This is a genomic window from Streptococcus sp. SP8, from assembly GCF_030440045.1.
Lineage (GTDB): Bacteria > Bacillota > Bacilli > Lactobacillales > Streptococcaceae > Streptococcus > Streptococcus parasanguinis_I.
The window spans coordinates 54,809-73,942 of sequence record NZ_JAQFJL010000006.1 but is presented as its reverse complement, the minus strand read 5'-3'; the positions used below and the strand labels follow the sequence as shown (position 1 = coordinate 73,942).

The 19,134-nt window shown below is 44.4% G+C and carries 17 protein-coding genes; all 17 read right to left on the bottom strand.

What is annotated here, in order from left to right; genetic code table 11:
- Positions 1–166: 166 nt before the first annotated feature.
- Positions 167–751: a DNA-directed RNA polymerase subunit delta gene (gene rpoE / locus PCY11_RS06335; protein WP_003010182.1), complete on the bottom strand. Its 585-nt coding sequence runs from the start codon at positions 749–751 to the stop codon at positions 167–169.
- 226 nt (positions 752–977) lie between these two features.
- Positions 978–2,261: a trigger factor gene (gene tig, locus PCY11_RS06330; protein WP_301362587.1), complete on the bottom strand. Its 1,284-nt coding sequence runs from the start codon at positions 2,259–2,261 to the stop codon at positions 978–980.
- Positions 2,262–2,389: 128 nt separating this feature from the next.
- Positions 2,390–2,953, bottom strand: coding sequence for a TIGR01440 family protein (locus PCY11_RS06325; RefSeq protein WP_024055267.1), 564 nt, complete (start codon positions 2,951–2,953; stop codon positions 2,390–2,392).
- 3 nt (positions 2,954–2,956) lie between these two features.
- Positions 2,957–3,427 (bottom strand): ECF transporter S component, encoded by a 471-nt coding sequence (locus tag PCY11_RS06320; RefSeq protein WP_003010175.1) that lies wholly within the window; start codon positions 3,425–3,427, stop codon positions 2,957–2,959.
- Complete coding sequence (locus PCY11_RS06315; RefSeq protein WP_049507303.1) at positions 3,417–4,178, bottom strand: bifunctional hydroxymethylpyrimidine kinase/phosphomethylpyrimidine kinase; 762 nt, start codon at positions 4,176–4,178, stop codon at positions 3,417–3,419. Before PCY11_RS06315 ends, PCY11_RS06320 begins: the two co-directional genes overlap by 11 nt.
- Positions 4,171–4,917: a tRNA pseudouridine(38-40) synthase TruA gene (truA, locus tag PCY11_RS06310; RefSeq protein ID WP_049507305.1), complete on the bottom strand. Its 747-nt coding sequence runs from the start codon at positions 4,915–4,917 to the stop codon at positions 4,171–4,173. Before truA ends, PCY11_RS06315 begins: the two co-directional genes overlap by 8 nt.
- A 289-nt stretch (positions 4,918–5,206) precedes the next feature.
- Positions 5,207–8,743, bottom strand: a complete 3,537-nt coding sequence (locus tag PCY11_RS06305; RefSeq protein WP_070845757.1) for a family 20 glycosylhydrolase — start codon at positions 8,741–8,743, stop codon at positions 5,207–5,209.
- A gap of 161 nt (positions 8,744–8,904) precedes the next feature.
- A complete protein-coding gene (gene dnaJ, locus PCY11_RS06300) occupies positions 8,905–10,038 on the bottom strand; it encodes a molecular chaperone DnaJ (protein WP_003004734.1) in 1,134 nt (377 codons plus the stop codon).
- 266 nt (positions 10,039–10,304) lie between these two features.
- Positions 10,305–10,937 (bottom strand): DJ-1/PfpI family protein, encoded by a 633-nt coding sequence (locus PCY11_RS06295; RefSeq protein WP_021154446.1) that lies wholly within the window; start codon positions 10,935–10,937, stop codon positions 10,305–10,307.
- A 191-nt stretch (positions 10,938–11,128) separates the two neighbouring features.
- Positions 11,129–12,952: a molecular chaperone DnaK gene (gene dnaK / locus PCY11_RS06290; RefSeq protein ID WP_021154445.1), complete on the bottom strand. Its 1,824-nt coding sequence runs from the start codon at positions 12,950–12,952 to the stop codon at positions 11,129–11,131.
- A gap of 242 nt (positions 12,953–13,194) precedes the next feature.
- Positions 13,195–13,719 carry a nucleotide exchange factor GrpE gene (gene grpE / locus PCY11_RS06285; protein ID WP_301362588.1) on the bottom strand — a complete coding sequence of 175 codons (525 nt, stop codon included), beginning with the start codon at positions 13,717–13,719 and terminating at the stop codon, positions 13,195–13,197.
- A gap of 24 nt (positions 13,720–13,743) precedes the next feature.
- The gene (hrcA, locus tag PCY11_RS06280) at positions 13,744–14,778 is read right to left on the bottom strand and encodes a heat-inducible transcriptional repressor HrcA (protein WP_024056389.1); all 1,035 of its coding nucleotides are present in this window, start codon (positions 14,776–14,778) and stop codon (positions 13,744–13,746) included.
- A 169-nt stretch (positions 14,779–14,947) separates the two neighbouring features.
- Entirely contained in the window at positions 14,948–15,727 is a 780-nt protein-coding gene (locus PCY11_RS06275; protein ID WP_301362586.1) for a M15 family metallopeptidase, read from the bottom strand.
- Positions 15,711–16,412: a histidine phosphatase family protein gene (locus PCY11_RS06270; protein ID WP_024056387.1), complete on the bottom strand. Its 702-nt coding sequence runs from the start codon at positions 16,410–16,412 to the stop codon at positions 15,711–15,713. Before PCY11_RS06270 ends, PCY11_RS06275 begins: the two co-directional genes overlap by 17 nt.
- A gap of 123 nt (positions 16,413–16,535) precedes the next feature.
- Entirely contained in the window at positions 16,536–17,225 is a 690-nt protein-coding gene (locus PCY11_RS06265; RefSeq protein WP_024056386.1) for a histidine phosphatase family protein, read from the bottom strand.
- Between the two features lie 81 nt (positions 17,226–17,306).
- Complete coding sequence (locus tag PCY11_RS06260) at positions 17,307–18,644, bottom strand: PFL family protein (RefSeq protein ID WP_070845759.1); 1,338 nt, start codon at positions 18,642–18,644, stop codon at positions 17,307–17,309.
- An 18-nt stretch (positions 18,645–18,662) separates the two neighbouring features.
- Positions 18,663–18,929, bottom strand: coding sequence for an ACT domain-containing protein (locus tag PCY11_RS06255; protein WP_003004214.1), 267 nt, complete (start codon positions 18,927–18,929; stop codon positions 18,663–18,665).
- Between the last annotated feature and the right edge of the window lie 205 nt (positions 18,930–19,134).

Below are 19,134 nucleotides of genomic sequence, written 5' to 3'. Positions count from 1 at the left end.
GTAATTCGTTAGAATTCGATTTCGTCGTCCCACCTCCGCACAGTTGAGTAGGGCTGTAAAAGCTGATGAAATCAGCGTAGTAGAGCCCACTCAACCACTGCGTCTTGCTCGACAATCCAAAAACAATCAAGAGGCTAGGACTTCTGTCCCAGCCTCTTCTTATGATTTATTCTTCTTCCTCGTCTTCAGAATCCTCTTCTTCGTCGTCTTCTTCGCTTAATTCAACTTCCTCACCCAAATCATCTGGTACGATTTCATTGATTTCAGCATCGTAAGCTTCAACTTCACTCTTTTCATCATCTGGATTTTCTTCATCATATGAAAGAGCTGGATCTGCTTCGTAAACTTCTTCGTCTTCTGGATCGTCGTCGTTGTAGTCGATCGCATCTTCGTCTCCATCCATGAAGGCATTGACACGTTTTTTCTTCCGTTTCTTAGGAGTTTCATCTTCGTCTGTTTCTTCAAGAGCGATGATTTCTTCGTCAACTTCATCGATGGCATACCATGAACGAAGACCCCATTTGTTATCTCCAAGTGGGATAAAGCTTCCATCTACATTCAATTCTGTATAGAACAATGGAAGAGCTTCACGGATCTCGCTGTTTGATTTTTCAAGGTAATTTTGAATTTCATTTACAAGATCGCTAAAGTACATTTCATGGTCACGTCCGCGTAATTCCAAAATCGCACGCGCCACTTCAATCATAGAAAGTTCACTTTTTTCTTGTCCAGCAAATACTTCTAATTCCAAGGGTAAATCTCCTTATGTTTCATTTCCTAAATGGAGAAGGATCCGGTCTTAAACCTCATCCTATCCTCAATGATAGATTGAAAACTTCTCGTCACTAAATCTATCACGCATTTTATCGTTACACTCTATTGTACGATAAATTTCCCCTTTCGTCAAAGGAAAATTCCAGGATTCTCCATGAAATCAGAAAAAAGAAGAGCCTCACGGCTCTTCTTTTTTATCTCAATTATTTTACTTTTGCTGTGCTTGTGATCACGTTCACTGCTTTCTTCACTGTGATGTCATGTTTCAACATTTCTGGTGAAAGAAGGTTGCGAACTTGTTCAACTGGCATGTTGTAATCTGCTGCCAATTGTTCGATTTCAGCGTTGATTTCTTCTTCAGTTGCTTCGAAGCCTTCTGCTTTCGCTACTGCTTCAACCACAAGGTTTGTCTTCGTACGGCTTTCAGCTTCTGCTTCGTATTGTTTGTGAAGATCTTCTTGAGTTGTTCCAGTGATTTGGAAGTACATTTCAGGTGAGATACCTTGACGTTGCATGTTTCCAAGGAACTCGTTGATTGAACGATGTACTTCTTCGTGGATCATTTCTTCTGGAAGGTCAACGATTTCAGCATTTTCAACTGCAAGATCGATTGCTGCTGCTTCTACTGCATCGTTGTATGCTTCTTCTTTAGCTGCTGCCAATTCTTTGCGGTATTTTTCTTTCAATTCGTCAAGAGTTTCAACTTCTTCGTCGATGTCTTTTGCCAATTCATCATCAAGAGCTGGTACTTCTTTTGCTTTTACTTCATGGATAGTTGTCACGAATTTCGCTTCTTTACCTGCAAGGTCAGCTGCTTGGTAGTCTTCTGGGAAGGTTACGATCACGTCAACTGTTTCACCAGCAGAGTGTCCAACCAATTGGTCTTCGAAACCTGGGATGAATTGACCTGAACCAAGTCCAAGTGAGAAGTTGTCACCTTTACCACCGTCGAATTCAACACCGTCGATAGAACCTACGAAATCGATCACAACTGTGTCACCTTCTGCTGCAGCACCTTCTTTAACAACCAATTCAGCCAAGTTGTTGCGTTCGCGTTCGATACGAGCATCCACATCAGCGTCTGTTACTTCTTTAGAAACTTCTACTGATACTTCAAGGTCTTTGTAAGCACCCAATTTTACTTCAGGTTTTGTTACAACAGCTGCTGTCAATGTCCAGTCTTGACCTTTTTCCATAGATACAACATCGAAAGTTGGTTGTGCAACAACTTCGATTCCAGCTTCTTTAACAGCTGCTTCGTATGCTGCTGGAAGAAGATCGTTCAAAGCATCTTGGTAAAGTACTTCTTCACCAAAACGTTGGTTGAAGATTGGACGTGGAATATGACCTTTACGGAATCCAGGTACGTTCAAAGTTTTCTTAACTGACTCAAACACACGGTCCAAAGCAGGTTTGATTTGCTCTTGGCTGATTGTGAAAGTCAATACACCGTGGTTAGTTTCTTTGTTTTCAAATGATACAGACATTCTGTCTCTCCTTAAAATAATATAGTCATTCCTTATAATTTTACCACAAAACTTTGAAATTGCAAGTTTTAAAACGTTTTTGCCTCTCTTTTCATCCAAAAAAACTAGCCCTTAAAAGCTAGTTCTGATTATGATTTTCGGATAGGATCATCGAGGTAGAGAGCACGGGCGCCACCGATCAATTTTGGCCGACTGGCGAGGGCTGTGACATGGGCGCCACCTAGTTCACGCAAGATAGGGCGAATCGGAACTTGCACGTGTTTGACATGCATCCCTACTGAGGTATCTCCGATGTCTAACCCGGCTTGAGCTGTGATAAATTCCACCTCAACAGGATCCTTAAAATACTTGAAAGCTGCGAGTTGTCCAGCACCTCCTGCATGGAGACTAGGAAGGACATTGACGATTTCTAGCTCCTTCTTGTCCGCCAATTCTCTCTCGACCACCAAGGCGCGATTGAGATGCTCACATCCTTGTACTGCCAGATAAATCCCTCTTGGATTCAACTCATCTAGCAAGGTCTGGACAATAGCTTCGGCAAGGTCGATGTTGGAGGCTTTTCCAATTTGCCCTCCTGCAACTTCACTTGAAGACATCCCGAGGACTAGAATCTGTCCTTGGCGGAGACGGCTTTTTTCCAAGACATCTACCAGGATTTCTTTTGTATCCTTCTTCAGTTGCTCCAGATCCATGAATTAGCTTCCTTTCTTTTGAAATGCATAATAGACCACATAGCCTAAAGCCATTCCAACAAAATTCTGAGCGAGGTTGTTCGGAATGTCCGAGATAGCAGCACCCCAGCCATTGCCTAAAAAGAGAGCGGAAGCTAGTGCGTAACCGCCTACCATGACGACTGTCGCAAGGAGCAAGCCTAGGTAACGAGCTTTTCCCTTGAAGCCAGCGAAATAGCCTTGTCCCCCGTGAAAGAGGAGGCTAAAAAACATCCACTGAGGATAGCCTGAAATCAGGTCAAGTAGGAAGGCTCCGACACCACCTACAATAGCACCTTCCTTGCGCCCAAAATAGAAGGCTGTGAAATACACTCCAAGATCTAGCAGGGTGACGATCCCTGTAGGAGTTGGAAGTTTGGTATAGTAGCCAAGTACAACTGTCAAGGCTGTCAAAATAGAGAGGCGGGCAATGAGTTGAGTTCGATTAGATGTCATACTGTACTACTCCATACTGGTCTGAATGTTGAATCGCTTGGAAAACAAAGTCTTTAGAGGCTTTAACAGCTTCAAGTGGAGATTTCCCTTGCACCAACTGGCTGGAAATGCTAGACGCAAAGGTACAACCAGCTCCTGTATTGTTCTTTTCTAAGACTGGCTCTTCAATGACGGTGAAGTCTGTCCCATCATAAAAGACATCAATGGCCTTTTCTTTATTGAGACGATTGCCTCCTTTGACCACGACATTCGCTGCGCCTAATTCGTGGAGCTTGCGCGCTGCCTCCTTCATATCGTCGAGCGATTGAATCTTGCTTTGGGTTAAGATCTCAGCTTCTGGTAAGTTTGGCGTGATGATGGTCACATAAGGGAAGAACTTAATCAATTCGTCTCGAAGAGCTGAAACTTCTACATCATGACTTTCCTTGCAGACCAAGACAGGATCTAGTACCACAGGAATCTCCGCATGGGCTTTGACATAGTCCAAAGCCAAGTCTGCCACTTCAACATTTGGCAAAAGGCCGAGTTTAATAGCAGAAAAAGGAACATCCTTGAGAGAGTTGAGCTGTTGAGCAAAGGTCGTCGGATCCACCGGAATCACTTCAAAACCGTGCTCCGTCATAGCGGTCAAACAAGTCACCGCTACAAAGCCATGCTGTTTGTTAGTCGTATAAGTTGCAAGGTCTGCGTGAAGACCTCCCCCACTAAAAATATCATTTCCTGAAATAGCTAGAATCAATTCATTACTCATAACGGATCTCCTTTAAATATAAGCCATTTGGCGCTGCTGTAGGACCTGCTAGATTGCGGTCCTTCTTTTCTAAAATTAGATCGATCTGCTCGATCGGCATCCGATCATTTCCAATCTTCAACAAAGTTCCCACCATATTGCGGATTTGCTTGTAGAGAAAGCCATTGCCCGAAAAGGTAAAGACAAGGCGATGATGTTCTGCATCCTCGACCAAGCGAGCCTCTGTAATCGTACGAACCTTATCTTCCACGCTGGTTCCTGAAGCTGTGAAACCGGTGAAATCATGGGTTCCCTCCAACTTTTGGATGGCTGCTTGCATCTTTTCCACATCCAAAGGATAAGGATAGTGGGTGGCATAGTGGCGCATCATGGGGTTCTTGGGACGACCATAATCCACGATAAATTCATAGGTCTTGCTGTGCTTCTTGTAGCGTGAGTGAAAGTCAGCCACTACTTGCTCCACTCGGATGAAATCAATATCCTCTGGGGTTTGGGTATCGAGGGCAAAGCGGAGCTTTTCCTCATCCCGCGCTTGGGGGAGATCAAAATGAATCACCTGCCCAAGAGCATGGACACCTGAATCCGTCCGCCCCGCTCCATGAACGGTAACAGGGGTTCCTTGATTGAGACGCGTCAAGGTCTTCTCGATTTCCTCTTGCACACTACGGGCATGCGGTTGGCGTTGAAACCCTGCAAACAAGGTCCCGTCATATGAAATGGTTGCTTTGTATCGTGTCATGTTTTTATTTTAGCAGGATATAGAAGGGGTTACAAGAGTGAAAAAACAAAACTGTCCGGGTACAGTTTTACAAACACAAAAAGAAGCTGGGACAAAAGTCCTAGCCTCTCAATTATTTTTGGATTGTCGAACAAGACGCAGTGGTTGAGTGGGCTCTACTATGCTGATTTCATCAGCTTTTACAGCCCTACTCAACTGTGCAGAGGTGGGACGACGAAATCGAATTCTAACGAATTACCGATTTCTGTCCCACTCTCCTAACTTCGACCTGTTACAAATCAACTAGGTCTCAGTCTCTTTTTTTATTTTTCAAGTCCATTCCTGCTGCTCCTAAGATCGCTCCTAGTAAAGCGAGTCCCAGAGCAGATTCCACTCCTGTTTCTGGGAGTTGCTTGTTAGAAGATACTGCTTCTGAACGAACCTCTTTTTCCACAGCTGCTGGAATTGGCGTTGGGGTATTTACTGGTGCTACTGGTTGATCTTTCGAGATCACTTGAGGTGTTGAATGATCTGGAACCACTTTGTTTACGAGCAAGTCTGATTTCACTGGTGCTTCTACGGAAGGGCTTGTTGGGATCACGACTTCTTTGATACCGACTTCAACAATTTCTGCAACCGGCTCTGTGGCAACTTCTGTAGCGATCACTTTTCGACTTTGATCAAGTGCCGAAACCTCTACATACTCAAGACCTTGCCCTTTAACTCCAGTCTGGATCACTCTGCGTTCTCCTTTAGCGAGATCTGGATTGGTCCGTTCCACAAGGTCAAAATCAAGTTCTTTTTCTACGATTTCAAGACTTGGTTTGTCTTCCACTAGGGCTTTGACGTCATTTTCAGCCAAGCTACCCACTTGTGTAATTGGCTTAAGCCCCGCAAGGGCTTGGGTCAGAGCAGCCACTTCTTGATCCACCTGATCTTGATGAGCACGGCTCACATTCCAATTCAAGCTATCTAAGACTTTCGCAAGGGCTGCGCGAGATTCTGGTGTGTAAATAGCTAGATCTGTTGGCACCGTAGCAACTGCTTTTCTAAGAGCAGTGAAGTCTGCCTTGAAATAGTCCTTGTTGTGGTTGGCAAAAGCTTCCATGACCTGGAAGACTTCTTCTTCCTTGTATTCATTGGCCGGTTCATCTGCCCAGATTCCCAACATACTTCCGGACACCGGTAATTTCACATCAGGGTATTTGGTTGAAGCTAATTGTTCAAATGGAATAGTTTCTGAATGTTGGATAGCTTTATCGAGTGGATAGCTTTGATCTCCCCTGTGACCCAAAACATAGTACCAGTCTCCGTTGGTATTGAGGAATTTGTAGCCCTTGTCTGCTAAATACTGCGGTGACGCGAGGTTATAGCCCCACCATCCTTTAGACCAGTATGAAATCAAGACATCCTTGTCAAAGGCAACATCATCTTCATCTCCATAATAGAAGCCATCGTTAAAGGCCATTGGCTGCAAGCCTTTTTCACGCGCCATAGCTGCAAGACTATTGGAATACTCCGCAAATTTACCATAGAGGTCATACCACTTGAGGTAGTACCAGCCTTGCGCACTGGTAGCGTCGTTGGCATATTCATCTGTTCCATAGTTAAAGATCTTAGACTTGTCTTTGAAGTAGTCCATGTACTTGCCAATCAAGGCTTTGGTAAAGTTAACTGCTGCCTCATTGGTCAAATCCATGGTTGTTTTTGAAACAGTATCAAAGCTAGCTCGTGGGTTTTCTATACCCAATTTTTCCATGGCCACCAACAAGGCATCCATGTGTCCAGGACTATTGACTGCTGCAATTAAGCCGATTCCTTTAGCAGTAGCATAAGCATGGAGCTCATCCATTTCCGCTTGGGTCAAGGCTTGCCCATTTGGATCATCATAATAAGCCTTGGTACCTTCTAAAATGGCCTTTTTCACATCGTCACTAGCATAGGTTTTACCATTGGATTCCACCGTCATATCATCGAGTACGAAGCGCATACCATCATTTCCGACCAGGAGGTGCAAGTCAGAATACCCCAGCTCACTGGCCTTATCGACGATCCGTTTCAACTGATCCAGCGAGAAGTATTTGCGACCTGCATCAATCGAGATGACCTTCTTCATGGCAAGTTTTTCTGCTGCTTCTTTTGCAGCAACTTCTTTCGCATAGCTTTCTGTGTATACCAAAGCATCTTGAGCTGCTTTGAGATGATCGATCAAGGTTTTGGCCTCTGCTCGAGTCGTGTCTGCCCCTACCCCTTCTAAAGCTTTTTTAGCTGCCGTAAAGGCTACTAGCGATTCTGGTGTATAGTGGTCCAAATCAGTTGGGGCTTCCGTAAGAGCCTTTTCGACCACTTCAGGATCTGCTACAAAGTAGTCCGCATTCTTGTCCGCGAAGGCATGCATCAGCTTAAAGAGAAGGTCTTTTTTGTAGGTTGCGGATGGTGTATCTGCCCAGGCAGCTACCATCCCACCGATGAAGGGCACCTTAGCCTCATCATTCTTTTGAACGACATCAATTGCTGACTTGGAAATTCCTTCGAGACCTTGATCAAGATTGTACCAACCAGATCCAGCCTTGTCACGACCAAGGACATAGTACCAAGCATCATTGGTGTTAAGAATTTGATGGCCTAGTTCAGACAAAAGTTTTGAAGAAGCGACATCATAGCCGTTCCAACCACCTGTCCAGTAGGATACAATGATATCCTTGTCAAAAGTGCCATAGGAAGTATCACCATTGTAGTAGATTCCGTCATTAAAGGCCATTGGTTTCATCTTATGTTTTTTCACAATAGCCGCTAGATCATTGGCGTATTGGATGAATTTTTCATAGCCTTTTTCCGGGTACCCTTCACCCGGCCAATGCTTGCTGGCTTGGAGAACCTGCCAACCATGGGCATCTGTGGCATCATTGGCATACTCATCCAAACCGATGTTAAAGATGTCGGTTTTGCCGCTGAAATAAGCCGCATACTTGTCTACCAAAGCCTTGGTAAAGTCTAAGGCTTTTTGGTTGTCCAAATCAACGGTCCGAGCTGATTTCTTTGTACCAAAATAATTAAAGTGAGGGTTTTCGATCCCCAATTGTTCCATGGCTGTCAGAATCGCATCCATGTGACCTGGACTATTTATGGTTGGGATGACGCCTACTTTCTTCGATTTGGCGTAGGCCAAAATATCATCCATTTGAGCCTGGGTCAAGGCTGTTCCGTTCGGATCATCGTAATAAGCCTTCGTCCCTTTTTCAACCGCATCCGTCACGGCTTGGCTAGAATAAGAAGCATCTCCCACTTTCAAGGACATGTCATCCAAAACAAAGCGTAAGCCGTCATTTCCGACTAGGAGATGCAAGTCTGTATAGCCAGTCTTACTAGCTTCATCAATGATTTCCTTGATCTGGTCTGGTGAGAAGTACTTGCGACCAGCATCGATCGAAACAATCTTTTTCTTGGCTAATTTTTCTTCTTGCTCAGGATCTTTAGCAGGTGTTTCCGTCGCTGCTGTCGTTGGTTGAGCTGCCACATCCGACTCTGCGACCGAGCTCGCTTCTTCGCGAATCAAACGGTCAAGATCTGATACCCGCAGTTCACGATCAGGCAGTGTCGGTTGACTTTGATCGACGATTGGGGCAGGAGCCGTTGTTTTTTCTACTACTGGCTGAGAAGCTTCCTCGTTTAGGGAACTAGTCGACTCACCCTCGCTTGGCTGAGTTGGTACTGTCGTTGCAGGACTGTCAGTAGTCGTTGGTGTATCAGCAGCTACAACCTGAGCGCTAGCAAAAAATCCTATGAGCACTGAAGCCGCTCCTACCGCGTACTTGCGAATCGCATAACGTGGTTGATGTGATTTCATCAGGACCTCCTAAATTGTCTTTGTAATCGTTTTCTTAAATTTACCACGATATCTTAATAAATTCAATGAGGGTCCTCATTATTCTTTAATTAGGAGAGGAAGTTCTTGGATTCGATCCAAAATAAAACGAGCCCCTTACTCAAAAGGAAACTCGTTCATTCTTATAAATCATCTAAAGCATCTTTGACCTTGTCAAAGAACCCTTTTTTCTTTGGGTTGACCTTCAAATCACTTGCTTCCGCAAAGGCTTGAAGGGCTTCTTTTTGCTTGTCATTTAAACCAGTTGGGGTGACGACATTGACAGATACATATTGATCCCCCATAGCACCACCTCGTAAGCTTGGAGCCCCTTTTCCACGGAGGCGGAATTTCTTACCGGTTTGGGTTCCTTCAGGAATGACCAAATCGACATCTCCGTGAACGGTTGGCACATGGACCGTATCTCCAAGAGCTGCTTGGACAAAGTTCAGGTCTAACTTGTAGTAGATGGTTGAGCCATCTCGTTCGAAGCGATCGCTCGGCTCAACATTGACAACGACATACAAGTCACCATAAGGTCCACCGTTAAAGCCAGCTTCTCCTTGACCAGCTAAGCGGATTTGTTGACCTGTTTCAACTCCTGCAGGAATCTTGACATTCACGCTATGAGCTTGTTTTTCATGACCTGTTCCACGACAAGTCGTACATGGATCTTTGATTTCTTGACCACGACCATGACATACATCACAGGTCACTTGACGGCGCATCATCCCAAGAGGGGTTTGCGTATCCACATTGATGACTCCAGAACCATGACAGCGTCCACAGGTCACCGGACTAGTCCCTGGCTTAGCTCCAGAACCATGACAGGTATGACAGCTAGCTTCCCGATGGTACTTGACTTCTTTTTCCGCACCAAAAATCGCTTCTTCAAACTTGAGATTGACGCGGTATTGGAGGTCATCCCCTTGACGAGGAGCATTCGGATTACGGCTTGCACCACCACCAAAGAAGCTAGAGAAGATGTCTTCAAAGCCACCAAAACCAGCACCATCAAAGCCACCAAAACCACCTGCTCCGCCACCGAAGCCACCATTGGCACCCGCAGCACCATATTGGTCATAAGCAGCCCGTTTTTGTTCGTCACTCAAAGTCTCATAAGCTTCTTGAACTTCCTTGTACTTTTCCTCAGCACCAGGCTCCTTGTTGATATCTGGGTGATATTTTTTAGATAATTTCCGATAGGCTTTCTTGATCTCATCTTGAGATGCATTCTTTGAAACGCCCAAACGGTCATAAAATTCAGTATTGTTCATACAAGATACTAAGAGCGAACAGAAAGCGACTGAAATTTAGGAAACCGACAAGAAATCCTGATTTCTTAGGCGGTTTATCCAATTTCCAAGCTTTCCGCTCGGGTTCAATTCCCCGAACACTCTTTGTTCCTTTCTATTGATGTTGTGAATCAAACCACGATTTAGGTCGGGTTCAATTCCTTTCTTTCATTTTGAGTAAGAATTTATGGAACCCGTGTTCAGTTACGAACACTCTTTGTTCCTTTCTATAATTTTCATGTACATCTTTAGAGGGTGTTTTCTATACTTCGCTTCACTTGATCAAACTCTTGGTCTGATAGAGTAAATATCAAATCCTCTTCTGAGTAGTCGTTTCGTTCTTTAAAATAGTTGTCCGTATTCTCTGCCAAGCCTAAACTTAGAATCACTTTTCTTGCAAACTCTTGATGGGCAAAACCGATAGCCGTAATGATCTGTTTATCTTGCACAACCACTTTCGGTTGGAAATTCTCACGTGGAAGAAATTCAAAATAATCAAAGAAGTTTTGCCAAATTCCACCTGTAAATTTCGTATCGTTCAGCAAACCTGCTTTCGCTAATAAAAGAGGCGCTGAAGAAATGGCTGCAATGAGGATATCTTGCTCACCAAGGTCCTTCAAGAACGAAATCAATTTCTCATCCTGTAAGGCAGGCCCTATATTGACCATTCCTGGCAAAATCACACAAGAATACTCTTCTATACAGATTTGATCCAGTGTTTTGGTCGGTTGACAGAGCAAGCCATCCTCAGAGACCACCATCGAATGATCTGAAGCGACATAATCAATCGTGACGTCAAAAGACAGAGCTAAAGTACTCGTTAAAGCAGTTATCTCATAAAGAGAAAAATTAGGATAAATCAAACAAAGTACTTTTTTCATAGGCAACATCCTCTATTTTACCGAAAAACAGAGGCTGGGTTGCAACCTCTGGATTTCTTTTTATCATTTAGTTGTTAAGCTGAATTGAGCACGCCCTAACCTCTTGGTGAAAAAGATAAATCTTCCTAGAAACTAAAGTTCCTGCGTCAGATTTCCTATTTTCACTGTGAGGTTTTAACGGGCTTTGCATCTTACTTTTCAGTAAACTCTCCGTCTACGACGTCATCGCCTGCGTTGCCTGATGCTTGTGCTCCTTCAGCTCCTGCTTGTGCTTGTTGTGCTGCTGCAGCTTGTTCGTAAAGTTTAACAGCCAATGCTTGTGCTTTTTCGTTCAAGGCTTCAAGTTTTGCTTTCATTTCTTCAAGGTTACCTGATTCTTGAGCTTTCTTAAGATCATCAAGTCCTGCTTGAGCTGCGTCACGTTCTGCATCAAAGCCTTTGCCTTCAGTTTCTTTGATGGTCTTTTCAGTCGCAAAGATAGCTTGGTCTACTTCGTTACGAAGGTCAACTTCTTCTTTACGTTTCTTATCTGCTTCAGCGTTAGCTTCTGCATCTTTCATCATGCGGTCGATTTCTTCATCTGTCAAACCTGAGTTTGATTGGATAACGATTGTTTGTTCTTTTTGAGTTCCAAGATCTTTCGCTTTAACAGATACGATACCGTTCTTGTCGATGTCAAATGTAACTTCGATTTGTGGGATACCACGAGGTGCAGCTGGGATATCAGTCAATTGGAAGCGTCCAAGAGTCTTGTTATCTGCTGCCATTGGGCGTTCCCCTTGAAGAACGTGGATATCAACGGCTGGTTGGTTATCTGCTGCAGTTGAGAAGACTTGTGATTTAGAAGTTGGAATTGTAGTGTTGCGGTCGATGAGTTTTGTGAAGACTCCACCCATTGTTTCGATACCAAGTGACAATGGAGTTACGTCAAGAAGGACAACGTCTTTGACGTCACCAGTGATCACACCACCTTGGATCGCAGCACCCATAGCCACAACTTCGTCAGGGTTCACTGATTTGTTTGGTTCTTTACCAGTTTCAGCTTTAACAGCTTCTACAACGGCAGGAATACGAGTTGAACCACCGACAAGGATGACTTCGTCGATATCTGACAAGCTCAAACCTGCATCTGAAAGGGCTTGGCGAACTGGAGTTTTCGTACGTTCTACAAGGTCACGAGTCAAATCATCGAATTTCGCACGAGTCAAGGTCATTTCCAAGTGAAGAGGACCAGCAGCGCCTGCAGTGATGAACGGCAAGCTGATTTGTGTTGAAGTCACACCAGAAAGGTCTTTCTTCGCTTTTTCAGCTGCGTCTTTCAAACGTTGAAGCGCCATCTTGTCTGTTGACAAGTCGATACCATTTTCTTTCTTGAATTCTTCAACCATGTAGTCGATGATTTTTTGGTCAAAGTCGTCACCACCGAGTTTATTATCCCCTGCAGTTGCCAATACATCAAAGACACCATCACCCAATTCAAGGATAGAAACGTCGAATGTACCACCACCAAGGTCGAATACCAAGATTTTTTCTTCTTTATCAGTCTTATCCAAACCATAAGCAAGAGCTGCTGCTGTTGGTTCGTTGACAATACGTTCTACTTCAAGACCAGCGATTTTACCAGCGTCTTTAGTTGCTTGACGTTGTGCATCGTTAAAGTAAGCTGGAACGGTGATAACTGCTTTGGTTACTTTTTCACCAAGGTAGTCTTCAGCGTAACCTTTCAAGTATTGAAGAATCATAGCTGAGATTTCTTGTGGAGTGTATTCTTTACCGTTAGCAGAAACTTTTTCAGAAGTACCCATTTTAGATTTGATAGAGATCACTGTATCTGGGTTTGTTACTGCTTGACGTTTTGCTGCGTCACCAACGATGATTTCACCGTTTTTGAATGAAACTACAGATGGAGTTGTGCGGTTACCTTCTGGGTTTGCGATAATTTTTGATTCAGTTCCTTCAAGAACTGCTACTGCTGAGTTTGTTGTACCTAAGTCAATACCGATAATTTTAGACATATGTTTTTCTCCTCGTTATTTTTTCTCTTTTTTTCTTTTTGATACTCTTCTTAAGTGGCGACGCCGTCAGAGCTTGACTTCGTCAATCTCTTTGACTAAACTTTGAGCCTAAGGTCTCAAAGTTTGCGAAGATACCGCCACGGCGAAGAGTATCGCCTTTGGTTCGCTTCGCTCACTATTGGCAAAGCCAAACCAATGTTAATCTTTCTTTCATAGTTTAGTGTCGTTTCGGACAAGGTAGCCTAGTTATATACTACTACCATGGCTGGGCGTAGGATGCGGTCATGGAGTTTGTAGCCTTTTTGGAAGACTTGTGCGATGGTATCTGCTGGATGTTCATCATCTGCAGGTAAGGTTTGGATGGCCATGTGGTAGTTATGGTCAAAGGCTCCGTCCGCTGGAATTTCTTCAATTCCTTCTTCTTTCAGAGCATGTACCAAACTTTCTTGGACCATTTCCAAGCCCTTCTTCACATCATCTGTCAATCCTTCTACGGCAAGGGCACGTTCGAGGTTGTCCAGTGATGGTAAGATCGCTTTTGCCAAATCTTGGCTACGGTATTTTTGTAATTGTTGACGTTCTTCATTGGCACGGCGCTGAATGTTTTGCATTTCTGCATGAGCACGAAGGTATTTATTTTCAAATTCTTCGGCACGCGCATGTGCTTCTTCTAACTCAGAAGGTTGGTTGGACTCCTCTACAACTTCTTCAGTTGTTTGGGCAACTTCCTCTTCTTTCACGTCTTCTTTTTTGATATCTTCTGTCAAGGCATACACCCCTTTCATTTGATCTTAATTTACTTCATAATGGTTGCTGTTGAGGTAACGGTAGTAATCCGTCAACTTCATGACCAGTACTCGGCCGATAACGTTGACCAGACTAATCACACGCCTGTAATCCATCTCTACAGGACCGATCACATGCATGAGGGCCATCCCACGATAAGGAACCAGGAACCTGTGACTAATGACCGTCACATTTTTCAAGGCCTTCTCTTGGGATTCTGCAACCAGGATCTGGGTCATTTGGTCTTCTGGCATTCCCCCTCGCAACTCGAGAGCTACATGTTGGGGATTATCTAAGAACTGATAGGTCTGAAGATCGGCGTAGGTTAAGGATGAAATCTTTCCTTCTACAAAAACCAGTTCTTGAAACAGTTGCGAGAAGACGTAATCAAAGAGATCCAGCACATTGTCTGTCGTCTTGAAATAGCGCTGTACAATCTGTGGAATCTCTGTCCGCAGGCGGTAGTGAATATCCAAGACTGTATTTCCAATGAAACGCTCTTGAATCAGCTGATGGAAGATTTCCAAGTCACTGGTTAAGAAATTCTTTGGAATGGCAAACTGGACGGTGACAGGCTTTGATTCATCCAAGGTCAGAACTGCCAAAGCATCGTGGTTGGATAATGGAACAATCTCAAAACCAGTCAAGCGCTGACGTGTCGGTTCAACATCCTGAATCACTGCGGTATAACCCGTCATCTGGGCTAGTAACTTGGCCGTAGCATCCAAGATATCATCTAACTTAAAGGCTTCGAAATCAAAGGCTTTCACCACCTGGTAAACATCTTGTTCATCAATCAGCTCTAGATCCAGCGAGTTCTGAACAAAATATTGAAAACCAGCTCGGCTAGGCATTCGGCCACTCGAAGTGTGGGCCTTTTCTAGTAAGCCTTGTTTTTCGAGGGCAGCCATGTCGTTTCGAATAGTCGCACTACTGGATTGAATCACATCTTGTAGCGCTTTTGAACCGACTGGTTCGTGGGTCTTGGTAAAGATATCGACAACAAGATTGAGAATCTCATTTTGACGTTCTGTAACCATGACCTCACCTCTCTTTCATTTTTTAGCACTCTAAACACCAAAGTGCTAAACCATGATTCTATTATACACCCATCCAAAAGAAAGTCAAGAGAAAAATCCAAAAAATTAGCACTCTTTTTTCAAGAGTGCTAAAAATCATTCTGAAGACCTAGAAAAAGTGAATCTCCTCCTATTTTCCAGCCTTTTTCAATAGTTGAATATATTCTTCCAATACTAGCTGATGGTTGGCCATATACTGGGCATTTTCTACGCCAACATAACGGAAATGCCAATTTTCAAAATTCACACCTGTGATGTTGCTCTTCCCATCTGGGTAGCGAAGGACAAAGCCATATTGCGGTGCGATGGCAGCCAGCTGCAAGCCCAACTCATCACTTTGACCAGCTTCGACACTCATATCGATCGCAAGCCCCGTCTGGTGTTCACTAGCACCAGGAACCTGTACCTGGGTCTGTACCTGCTTTTCAGCTTCTTCGTGCGAAAGACCACTGGCCTCTAATTGCGCAACACGCTCATTATAGAGCTCTGTTTGTTCCGCCACGCTTCGATAACCCGATATCAAGGTTTCTTCTGGGGCAATTTTTCGAGCCGCCTCTAGAAATTGACGAGTTGGCTCTACAATCCGACTATCCACTTTGATAGCATCCACATCTGTCAATTGTGGGTTCAACTCTGGCTTCACATTGTCACGATTAACCAAGATCAACTGCCAGTCTTTTGTCGAAACAGCTGGTAAATCTGATTTTTCTTTCTTTTTCTTAGAAGAAGAGGGAGTCGTTACAGCTGTTTTTTTTGCCTTCCAAAACTGAAGCCCTGAAAACAAGCTCGGCTTCGCTAAGTAAGCACCAATTCCTGATCCAAGGACCACAAGAAGAAAGAAACTCAATAGGTAGGGCCACCGTTTCTTACGTTTTTTTCTTGCGCGTCTATACTTATTTGTCATGGCCATCCTCTAAGAGTTTCGCTCCAACCTTACGATAGGACATGTCTCCAATCTTTTCAATCTGAAAGGCGCCATCCTCATAGGCCAAAACAGTTACACTTCCGTTGTCCAAGACCAATTCTTCGACAGCTTTCGGATCGATGAGATAAATCAAGGTCGTAATGGTCATGCCGTGGCTGACAACAATCGCATTCCCACCGCCAGCTGCTTCTACCTCTTTTGCAATAGCTTCAAATCCTTCTAAGATTCGGCCACTCAAGGCGCTCCAGGATTCAGCCCAACCCGTGGTATCCACTTCAACGATCCCTTCTGCCAACTCCATTAAACTCAACCGATGGAAATCATCGACCTTAAAGACACGGGGTAGAACCCCCATAAAGAGCTCGCCATCATAGGCACCGTCGAAGCTACCAAAACACCACTCGCGGATCCGTTTGTCATAACGATAAGGGATTTTTCCTGTCAGACCAAGTTCTTGAAGAATAATTCCCATAGTTTGAATGGTGCGTCCAGAATCACTCGAAACAGCCTCTTCAAAAGAAAGCCCAGCTTCCTTGAGACCAAGTCCTAATTCTCGAATTCCACGTTCTCCTGCTTCTGTCAGCGGAGTGTCTGACCAGCCCTGTGCTCGTCCAATGGTATTAAACATGGTTTTTCCATGACGAGCAATATATAATCTGGTTTTTGTCATTGTATTACCTCCGTATGTATCTCTTTCATTATATCATTTTTTGCAAAAAGAAAGTAGGAAAGCTCTTACAAGTTTTTTGAAAAAGAAAAGGCTATGACCAAAGGGTCAGCCTTTCAGGACGGACTAGGATTCTTGCAAGCTTTCACCGACCTCACGGTAACTGCTATCTCCAATCCCCTTAACCGTCAATACTCCATCTTCGTATTCTACAAGGGTAACACTACCGTTTGAAAGAGGCAGATTAAGATTTGGTTTTCCTTCGATCAAGCAGACCAGGGTCTGAATGGTCCAACTATGGCTGACCACCAAGGCATTGCCTCCACCATTTTCTTCTACTTCTTTGGCAATGGCTTCAAAACCTTCTAGGATTCGGTTTTTCAAGACTTCCCATGGTTCAGCCCAATTTGCTGTGTCCACTTGGCAAATTCCATTGGCCAAGTTTTCCAAGGTCAAAGTCTTATAGTCTTCTACATCCAGCACGCGCGGCACGACACCGTGAAAGAGTTCCCCACCGTAGGCCCCATCAAAGCTACCAAAACACCACTCGCGGATCCGTTTGTCAAAGCGATAAGGAATCTGGTCTTTCAAGCCCAATTCATCAAGAATGATCCCCATTGTCTGAATGGCACGGCCTGAATCACTGGAATAAGCTCGAGTAAACTCCAAACCGGACTCACGCAAGCCGATTCCTAGAGCTTGAATCCCTCGTTCTCCTTCTGCTGTCAAGGGTGTATCGGACCAGCCTTGAGCACGGCCAATGGTATTAAACATGGTTCTCCCATGACGAATCACAAATAATCTTGTTTTAGCCATCTTGTCTCCTTTTGCAAGAAAAAAGTCTGGAGTTTCATCATCACAGACTTTTCTATTTTCTACTATTATACTAGATTTCTCTTAGTTTTTAAAGCTATGAACCGGAGCTGGAATTTGGCCACCACGGGAAATGAAATCAGCTGACGAAGCCTTGTTGACCTTCATTACCGGAGCAGACCCAAGAAGCCCTCCGAGCTCTAACATATCGCCCTCTTCCCCATAAGGAATGATCCGAACCGCTGTTGTCTTTTGGTTGATTACCCCGATAGCTGCTTCATCGGCGATCATGGCCGCAATGGTTGTATCTGGAGTATCAGCTGGAATAGCAATCATATCCAGACCGACTGAACAAATGGCAGTCATGGCTTCCAACTTTTCTAGGTTGATATGACCCGATTGGACCGCCGCAATCATCCCCTCATCTTCTGAGACCGGAATGAAGGCGCCTGACAGACCACCGACTTGGTTACAAGCCATGATGCCGCCTTTTTTCACTTGGTCATTAAGCAGAGCGAGCGCTGCAGTAGTACCATGGGTTCCTACCACTTCAAGACCCATAGCTTCAAGAACACGGGCAACCGAATCCCCAACAGCTGGTGTTGGCGCGAGAGACAAGTCTACAATCCCAAACTCCACACCAAGACGTTCACTAGCCATTTGACCCACTAATTGGCCGACACGGGTAATCTTGAAGGCTGTCTTTTTAACCGTTTCTGCCAAGACATCAAAGCTTGCACCAGGGACTTTTTCAATCGCCCGTTGGACCACACCAGGTCCTGAAACCCCAACGTTGATGACGACATCCGCTTCACCGACACCATGGAAGGCTCCCGCCATAAAGGGGTTATCTTCTACCGCATTGGCAAAGACTACGAGCTTACCAGGCCCCATCGGATCTGCTTGAGATGCTTCTTTAATGATGCGGCCCATGTCTCGAACAGCGGTCATATTGATCCCCGTCTTGGTCGATCCGATATTGACTGAAGAGCAGACAAAATCCGTCTCTGCAAGGGCGCGAGGAATGGAATTAATGAGGATTTCATCCCCTTTTTGGTAGCCTTTTTGAACCAAGGCTGAGAAGCCACCGATAAAGTTAACCCCAACTTCCTTCGCTGCACGATCCAGCGCCTTGGCAAAGGGTACATAGTCTGTCGCATTGGTTGCTGCTCCGATAATGGAAATCGGAGTGACCGAAACCCGCTTGTTCACAATGGGAATGCCGAGTTCCGCCGCGATCTCATCCCCAACAGCCACTAAGTCCTTGGCCTTTGTCACAATCTTCTTGTAGACTTTTTCCGCTGCCTTTTCGATATCCGGATCAATACAATCGAGAAGCGAAATCCCCATGGTGATAGTCCGAACATCGAAGTTCTGCTCCTCAATCATGGCAATGGTTTCTGTTACCTGTTTAATGTCCATAAATTCTCAACCCCTATCTTACAAATTGTGCATGGCATCAAAAATCGCTGCGCTTTGGATATTGATTTTTACATGAAGAGACTGTCCGAATTCTTCCAACTCTGAACGGAGCTGTGTGAAATCTTTTTTCTCATCTGACGATACAACCGCCATCATGGTAAAGTATTCATCCAATACGGTTTGAGAGATATCATCGATATTGAGTCCTAATTCTGCTACTTTCGTTGCGACACCCGCTACGATTCCTTTTTGGTCTTTTCCAACGACTGTAATAATTGCTTTCATTTCACTGCTCCATTCTATCTATTTGCTTCCATTGTAGCACATTCCCCTTAAAATCGCCCTCCTCAACTGGGAACGTTCGGATATTTTAAACGTGTATAAAAAAATAAAGAGGCTGGGACAAAAGTCCTAGCCTCTTTATTGTTTTTGGATTGTCGAGCAAGACGCAGTGGTTGAGTGGGCTCTACTACGCTGATTTCATCAGCTT

What these genes read in the sequence shown, in the direction of transcription:
- tig (WP_301362587.1), bottom strand. Translation starts at nt 2,261, where the DNA reads ATGTCTGTATCATTTGAAAACAAAGAAACTAACCACGGTGTATTGACT.
- PCY11_RS06325 (WP_024055267.1), bottom strand. Translation starts at nt 2,953, where the DNA reads ATGGATCTGGAGCAACTGAAGAAGGATACAAAAGAAATCCTGGTAGAT.
- PCY11_RS06320 (WP_003010175.1), bottom strand. Translation starts at nt 3,427, where the DNA reads ATGACATCTAATCGAACTCAACTCATTGCCCGCCTCTCTATTTTGACA.
- PCY11_RS06315 (WP_049507303.1), bottom strand. Translation starts at nt 4,178, where the DNA reads ATGAGTAATGAATTGATTCTAGCTATTTCAGGAAATGATATTTTTAGT.
- truA (WP_049507305.1), bottom strand. Translation starts at nt 4,917, where the DNA reads ATGACACGATACAAAGCAACCATTTCATATGACGGGACCTTGTTTGCA.
- PCY11_RS06305 (WP_070845757.1), bottom strand. Translation starts at nt 8,743, where the DNA reads ATGAAATCACATCAACCACGTTATGCGATTCGCAAGTACGCGGTAGGA.
- dnaJ (WP_003004734.1), bottom strand. Translation starts at nt 10,038, where the DNA reads ATGAACAATACTGAATTTTATGACCGTTTGGGCGTTTCAAAGAATGCA.
- PCY11_RS06295 (WP_021154446.1), bottom strand. Translation starts at nt 10,937, where the DNA reads ATGAAAAAAGTACTTTGTTTGATTTATCCTAATTTTTCTCTTTATGAG.
- dnaK (WP_021154445.1), bottom strand. Translation starts at nt 12,952, where the DNA reads ATGTCTAAAATTATCGGTATTGACTTAGGTACAACAAACTCAGCAGTA.
- hrcA (WP_024056389.1), bottom strand. Translation starts at nt 14,778, where the DNA reads ATGGTTACAGAACGTCAAAATGAGATTCTCAATCTTGTTGTCGATATC.
- PCY11_RS06275 (WP_301362586.1), bottom strand. Translation starts at nt 15,727, where the DNA reads ATGGCCATGACAAATAAGTATAGACGCGCAAGAAAAAAACGTAAGAAA.
- PCY11_RS06270 (WP_024056387.1), bottom strand. Translation starts at nt 16,412, where the DNA reads ATGACAAAAACCAGATTATATATTGCTCGTCATGGAAAAACCATGTTT.
- PCY11_RS06265 (WP_024056386.1), bottom strand. Translation starts at nt 17,225, where the DNA reads ATGGCTAAAACAAGATTATTTGTGATTCGTCATGGGAGAACCATGTTT.
- PCY11_RS06260 (WP_070845759.1), bottom strand. Translation starts at nt 18,644, where the DNA reads ATGGACATTAAACAGGTAACAGAAACCATTGCCATGATTGAGGAGCAG.
- PCY11_RS06255 (WP_003004214.1), bottom strand. Translation starts at nt 18,929, where the DNA reads ATGAAAGCAATTATTACAGTCGTTGGAAAAGACCAAAAAGGAATCGTA.